6 protein-coding genes are annotated in these 6275 nt (G+C 73.2%); 2 read left to right on the top strand and 4 right to left on the bottom strand.

Going from position 1 to position 6275, the window contains the following annotated elements:
* Positions 1–300 precede the first annotated feature (300 nt).
* Entirely contained in the window at positions 301–504 is a 204-nt protein-coding gene (locus NT8_RS26580) for a cold-shock protein (protein ID WP_067975405.1), read from the top strand.
* A gap of 82 nt (positions 505–586) precedes the next feature.
* On the opposite strand, the gene NT8_RS26575 is transcribed toward NT8_RS26580, so the two are convergent.
* Positions 587–1450, bottom strand: a complete 864-nt coding sequence (locus tag NT8_RS26575) for an ion transporter (RefSeq protein WP_067975403.1) — start codon at positions 1448–1450, stop codon at positions 587–589.
* Between the two features lie 236 nt (positions 1451–1686).
* Between NT8_RS26575 and NT8_RS26570 the strand changes: the two genes are divergently transcribed.
* Positions 1687–2004 carry a sec-independent translocase gene (locus NT8_RS26570; RefSeq protein ID WP_067975400.1) on the top strand — a complete coding sequence of 106 codons (318 nt, stop codon included), beginning with the start codon at positions 1687–1689 and terminating at the stop codon, positions 2002–2004.
* A gap of 18 nt (positions 2005–2022) precedes the next feature.
* On the opposite strand, the gene NT8_RS26565 is transcribed toward NT8_RS26570, so the two are convergent.
* The 3 genes from NT8_RS26565 to NT8_RS31385 all read right to left on the bottom strand — a co-directional run bounded on the left by NT8_RS26565 (position 2023) and on the right by NT8_RS31385 (position 5549).
* Positions 2023–2592, bottom strand: a complete 570-nt coding sequence (locus NT8_RS26565; protein WP_067975397.1) for a hypothetical protein — start codon at positions 2590–2592, stop codon at positions 2023–2025.
* A 95-nt stretch (positions 2593–2687) separates the two neighbouring features.
* The gene (locus NT8_RS26560) at positions 2688–5174 is read right to left on the bottom strand and encodes an endonuclease/exonuclease/phosphatase family protein (RefSeq protein WP_067975395.1); all 2487 of its coding nucleotides are present in this window, start codon (positions 5172–5174) and stop codon (positions 2688–2690) included.
* 246 nt (positions 5175–5420) lie between these two features.
* Entirely contained in the window at positions 5421–5549 is a 129-nt protein-coding gene (locus NT8_RS31385) for a hypothetical protein (RefSeq protein WP_281203539.1), read from the bottom strand.
* Between the last annotated feature and the right edge of the window lie 726 nt (positions 5550–6275).

Below are 6275 nucleotides of genomic sequence, written 5' to 3'. Positions count from 1 at the left end.
GGGCTGCCCCCGCCCGCCGCTGCGCGGTACTGCGGATGAACCGGAAAGGCAACCGGAACACCGCCCGCGAATGACGGGATTTCGAACACTGATTTTCGTCCCGAAAAGGCTCGGCAACGCCCGTATACGGCTGGTAGTGTCTTGCACCGGTTGCGGTTGTAGTTTCCATGGATGCCTAGGGCGCCTCGCGGAACTTCACGTGGGCGCTTGTCGTTTGGGCCACAACTCCCGGGGACGGGCGCTCGGCAACCCGGGACCAGCAGGGTGCGGTCCCGTTGTAGTCCCCAAAGGGAGAGCAAGATGGCTCAGGGCACCGTGAAGTGGTTCAACTCTGAGAAGGGTTTCGGGTTCATCGCCGTTGAGGGTGGCGGCCCGGACGTGTTCGTTCACTACTCGGCGATCGCGGGTACCGGCTTCCGGAACCTGGAAGAGGACCAGTCGGTCGAGTTCGAGATCACCCAGGGCCCGAAGGGTCCTCAGGCGTCCAACGTGCGTGCGCTCTAACGTCGCCTGAATTCGTTTCTCGGCCCTTCGCTCACCCGGGCGAAGGGCTGTTCGCTTTCCCGGGGCCGGTCCGCCGTCCGCGTCATTGCGCGCCGGGCGCGTCCGCCCGCCGGTCGGGCCCCGGCTCCCGCCGGACCGACAACTCCCGCACCTGCTCCGTCAACCGGGCCACCTGGTCGGTGAGCGCGCCGATCTGCGCCATGACGGCCTCGTGCTGGTGCGCCTCCAGCTCCTGGTCCTCCTCCCAGCGCTCGGCGTTGAACTCCTCCTCCATCGTCGTGACGATGACGCCGATGATGAGGTTGAGCACGAGGAACGCGCTGATCACGATGAACACCACGAAGTAGACCCAGGCGAACGGCGCCTCGTCGATCACCGACGCCGACACGTCCGGCCAGTTCTCCGTGGTGAGCAGCATGAACAGGGTGTAGAGGGTGGTGCCGAGGTCGCCGAAGTACTCGGGCGAGATGTCCTCGAACAGCCGCTCGCCCAGCACCGCCGACGTGTACATGATCACGAACAGCAGGCCGATGACCGTGCCCAGGCCGGGCACCGACCGGAACAGCGCGCCGACGATCTTGCGCATCGACGGGATCACGCTGATCAGCCGGAGCAGGCGCAGGACCCGCAGCAGCCGCAGGACCGAGAACCCCTCGGAGGCCGGGATCAGCGCCACCCCGACCACGAGCAGGTCGAACCAGTTCCACGGGTCGCGGAAGAACGCCGCGCCCCGGGCGTAGAGCTTGAGCGCCAGTTCGACGGTGAAGAACGCCACGAACGCGTGCTCGGCCATCAGGAAGTAGCCGTCGAAGACCCCGAACCGGTGCTCGTAGGTCTCCAGGCCCAGCGCGACCCCGTTGAGGACGATCACCCCGACGACCGTGTTCTGGAACCACCTGGCGTCGACGACACCGCCGACGCGGGCCCGCAGGGTGGCCTGTGTCACCGCACTCCCCTCGAAGCAGGACGTATCCGGCGAACCGGCGATCCGGCACCGGACCACCCTAGACCCCGGGTTCCCGGAGCGGACGGGCGGTGTCCGCGTCCGGGCGGTCCGTGCGGGCCGCCTCCGGGCGGGCGGCCATCGTGTGAACGGCGCCCCTCCCCTGTCCCCCTCCGGGGCCGGAGGGGCTAATCTGCTAAGTGGCCGAAGCGACCACGGCGGTCCGTAAGGGGTTGGGCATGTTCAACATCGGGGCGGGCGAGTTCATCATCCTCGGTGTCCTCGCGCTCCTGATCTTCGGGCCCGACCAGCTCCCGAAGGCGGCGGGCCAGCTCGGGCGCCTGCTGCGCCAGCTGCGCCGCCTGGCCGACAACGCGAAGACCGACATCCAGCAGGGCCTGGGACCGGAGTTCAAGGACTTCGACGTGCAGGACCTCAACCCCAAGCGCTTCGTGCAGAAGCACTTCTGGGAGGCCGAGGACGACGATGACGACCTCCGCCGCCCCGCTCCGCAGCTGAACGGCAAGCGTCCCCCGTTCGACACCGAGGCCACCTGACCCCCTGCCGCCGGGCCGTCAGCCGAACATCATCACCAGGAGCAGGCCGACACCGAGCAGTACCACCGACCCCACCAGCACGGCCGGCGACCCCGCCACCGCGACGAGGAGTTCGGCGGTCACCGTGCCCGCCACCGCCGCGGCCGGCCACGGCCAGCGGGGCGCGGGGGTCCACGCGTTGCGCCGCTCGCGGTAGGCGGCGGCCAGCGCCGCCCCCGCCACCACCGCCCAGAACACCAGGTGGCCCCAGGCGCGGGTGCCGGTCGACACGTAGTCGGCGACGCTGCCGGTGTACATGACGAACAGCGCGGTGAGCACGCCCAGCCGCCAGTACGCGCCGTTGCCCCGCTCGGCGGGCATGAGCTTGACCCGCGCCGGGGTGGACCGGCGGAACCGCTCGGCGGCCACGGGCGGGGCCGGCTCGGGGCGGACCGCCGGGGGTTCGGGGGCCGGGGGCGGCAGCGGGGGCTCGGGGTAGTGGTAGCCGCCCGGCGCCTGCTCGCCCTGCGGGTACTCGCGGCCGCCGGTGTCGCCGGGGCGCCCCGCGCCCGGGGGCTCGGGGCGCGGGTGGTCCGGGAAGTCGGGCACGGTCCTCGACGCCCCTCTCGGGTGGGCCTCGCCTACGGAGGGTCCCTACCCGCCCGTCCGGGCGCGGAATCCCGGACGGGCGGCGGAGCGGGCCGTCAGCGGTCGGGGTAGTACCGGCGGTCCTCCCGGGCGTCGCGGCGCGGGTCGCCGCTGAGCGGGCGGAAGCTCACCAGCTGCGGGTCGTGGTCGCTGGCCCGGTCGTGGAACTCGGCGTTGATCCGGACGATCTCGTAGTCGGCGCGGTGCGCCAGAGCGGGGGCCACCAGCATGTGGTCGAGCGCCTGGGAGTTGCCGTCGTAGACGTAGTTGTACCGCTCGCCGGCGGGCAGGCCGAGCATGGGGTTGACCAGTCCGCCGTCGCCGGTCAGCAGGTCCAGGGTGCGGGAGAACTGGAAGTCGTTGAGGTCGCCGGCCACCACCAGGTTGGCGTCGGGGTCGGCCGCGGCGACCTCGTCGGCGAACGCGCGCACCGCCTCGGCCTGGGCGTGCCGCTGCTCCTCCGAGCCGCGCGCCGGCGGCTGCACGGGACCGTGCAGCGGCTGGTCGCCGCCCTTGGACGTGAAGTGGTTGGTGACGACGACGACCGTGCGGCCGCGGAACCGGAACTCGCCGGCGAGGGGCTTGCGGCTGTCGGTCCACGCGGCGTCGGCCGGGTCGATCCGGCCCGGCGACACGCTCAGCCGGACCCCGCCGCGGCGGGTGCCGACCACCTCCACCGGGGTGGTGGCGTCGCCGCCCGGACGGTCCACGAAGTCCACCCGCTCGGGGTCGAACAGGAACGCGTTGCGGATGTTGCCGCCGGGCTGGCCGCCGTCGGCGCCGTCCTCCGGGTCGATCTGCCGCCACTCGTAGGCGGGGCCGCCCACGTCCTCGATCGCCGCGGTGAGCCGGTCCAGGGTGGCGCCGGCGGTGACGGTGCCGTCGTCGGCGGGCCCGTTGTCGTCCTGGATCTCCTCCAGGGCGACGATGTCGGGGCCGCCCAGGTGGTCGGCCACGCCGGTGGCGAGGCGGGCGAACACGTCGTCGCCGTCGGCGGCCGAGAGGTTCTCCACGTTGTAGGTGGCCACCGACAGCTCCCACGGGCGGCGGTCCGCCGCGGTGGTGCGCTCCAGCCCGTTGTCGACGTGCGCGCCGAGCGCGGTGGCCTTGACCAGGTAGCCGCCGTAGCCGCTGTAGTACAGCGGGCCCTCGGTCACCCCGGCCAGGGCGTCGCCGACGTCGGCGGCGGGGAAGGGGTGCTCGGCGCGGGGCAGCAGCGACTCGACCTTCAGCCGGCCGCTGTTGGGGTCGGCGTAGGAGGAGTAGGCGGTGCCGCCGCGCACGGTCGGGTCGTCGTCGGGCTCGGTGGTCACCCACAGGGCGCCGTAGGCGTCGGTGGGGCCGACCACGCGGGCGTCCTCCACGCGGACCACCATGTGCTCGTGGGCCTCCCAGAAGTCGAGCGCGTAGGTGTCGGGGCGCAGGTCGCGGCCGCTGACGTCGCCGCCCGCGTCGGGCGCGTAGGCGGCGGGCACGGTGCCGGGCTCCAGGTCGACGGCGGCGGGCACCGGGCGGCCGGAGTGCACGACCGTCCACACCGCGCCGCCGAGCTGGGTGACGCCCTGGGCGCCCTCGGCCGGGACGTACTCGCCGACCCGGCCGCTGACCAGCACCTCGTCGCCCGGGGCGACGTCGGGGGTGGTGGCGCCGGTGAACACGAACAGCCCCTCGCTGGTGCGGGGGTCGCCGTCGCCGTCGGGGTCCTGGAACCAGAAGCCGCGCGCGGACCCGAAGGCGTTGACGGCGGTCACCACGCCGGGGACGCCGGTCACGGCCGCTCCGTCGTGCGGGGAGACGCGGGTCGTGCCCTGCACGTCGTGGACGCGCAGCGGGCCGGGCTCCTGGGGGCCGCCGCCGTCGCCGCCGCCGGGGGCCTCGCCGGCGGCGTTGACGGGGGTGGGGGCGCCGGCGGTGAAGTCGGCGGAGTTGTCGCCGGTGTCGGTGAACGCGGCGTCGCGGGCGGCGGAGGTCGCGGACGTGGTCGCCGGTGCGGGCGCGGTCTCGTGGACGGTGGCGCCGCCGACGCCCACCAGGTCGACCACGGCGGGGTCGGCCGCGCAGTCGGCGGGGGTGCGGCAGGTGATCGGGGCGGTGTCCGCGACGAGCGCGACCACGCCGCCGCCCGCCGCCATGGCGGTGGTGCCGGCGGCGTCGGGGGCCGGCAGGTCGACGGTGCCGCCGGCGCCCTGGGCCTGGCGGACGAGGTAGTGGCCGCCGGGGGCGACGGACCCGGAGAGCGGGGTGACCTGGGCGCGGCTGGTCGGGGAGGGCCGGGCGGGCAGGTACTGCACGCTCCAGCCGTCGAGCGCGACGGGGGTGTCGCCGGGGTTGCCGAGTTCGACGAAGTCGTGGCGCAGGGTCGCGCCGCTGTTGCCGCCTCCGCCGTAGACCTCGGTGACGACGGCGGGCGCGGGGTCGGTCGGCGCGGGGTCGATGAGCACGGGGTCGGCGGCGGCGGGGGGTGCGGGGGCGAGTGCCGCGGTGAGCGCGATCGCGGCGGCGGCGCACGCGCGGCGGCGCGTACCGGTACGTGAGAGGGCCACCCTCTCCTCCACTTCGTGTCGGGGGTGGCCTCATGGTGCCGGTCGACGGGGCCGACCGGAATACCCTGCGGGGGAAGTCGGGCGGCGTTCACCGGGGGTTTCCGGGCGCCGACCGCGGACGAGCGGCGGCGCCCGGGCGGACGGGCGGGGCGGCCGGGACGGATCGAACCCCGGTCCAGGGGCATGGACCGGGGTTCCCGCAGGTGGACGCCTGCCGGACGGCCGCGGGGCGCGCGAGGTCCGAGATCAGGCCCAGCTGAAGCCCGTGTCGGACATCGCGGTCGCGGTCTCGGCGGTGGCGGCGGAGGCGGGGAGGGCCGTTCCCACCAGCGCGGCGACCGAGAGCACCGCAATCGCGCAGATCTTCTTGAGCATGGCGAACCTTTCCGTCGTTTCTACATCCATCCCCGTGTTACAAGATGACCTATCGGTCACTAGGACACAAGACCCAGAAGCGAATATTAGCGACGTTTCGTGGCATTGTTTACCTAGCCGGGAAATTGACGCCGGATCTCTCGCGCCGCTCCGTACCGCTCCATAAGCAGAACGTGAACACGGCGATGATGGAGGGCACGCCGAACCGGCCTCCGCGAGCGCGGTGACCAGGACGGGCGGAGGCCCGGGGATCGCGCTGAGCGACGGACGGAGAGGCCCTGCGGCGGACCTCCGGCGCCCCCCGGTGAAACGCTCCGCGCCCGTCCCCCGCAATTCCCGCCATCACCAGCGGAAATTGCCGACGCTACGCAAACGTGGACGGTGGGAACGTTTAACCGGGATTTTCTCGCGGAATGGCGGCGGCTGACGCTGCGTCACCGTCGTCCGGAAAGCACTGCCGCACCGGCGTTCCGGCCGCCACCAGTATGCCATCAGCGCCACCCTGGAACGGCCCGCACCGCCCACTCCACCCCCGCACGAAAACCCGCGCCCGCCCTTCCTCACCCGACTTCCCGCCCCATCCCCCACCGCCCACGGAATTGCGCCGCCCCACCCCCACGGGCGTGTCCCCACCACCCCCGACCCGCCCCTCGGGAAACCACCTTCCGTCACCACCCCCACCCCCACCCCCACTCCCAGAGGGGCCCACTCGCCCCACCCACCCCC

This window comes from Nocardiopsis trehalosi NBRC 14201 (genome assembly GCF_001552555.1).
Lineage (GTDB): Bacteria > Actinomycetota > Actinomycetes > Streptosporangiales > Streptosporangiaceae > Nocardiopsis_B > Nocardiopsis_B trehalosi.
The sequence above is the reverse complement of the archived record's forward strand: the minus strand, read 5'-3'. Positions and strand labels throughout refer to the sequence as shown.

What these genes read in the sequence shown, in the direction of transcription:
- NT8_RS26570 (WP_067975400.1), top strand. Translation starts at nt 1,687, where the DNA reads ATGTTCAACATCGGGGCGGGCGAGTTCATCATCCTCGGTGTCCTCGCG.
- NT8_RS31385 (WP_281203539.1), bottom strand. Translation starts at nt 5,549, where the DNA reads ATGCTCAAGAAGATCTGCGCGATTGCGGTGCTCTCGGTCGCCGCGCTG.
- NT8_RS26580 (WP_067975405.1), top strand. Translation starts at nt 301, where the DNA reads ATGGCTCAGGGCACCGTGAAGTGGTTCAACTCTGAGAAGGGTTTCGGG.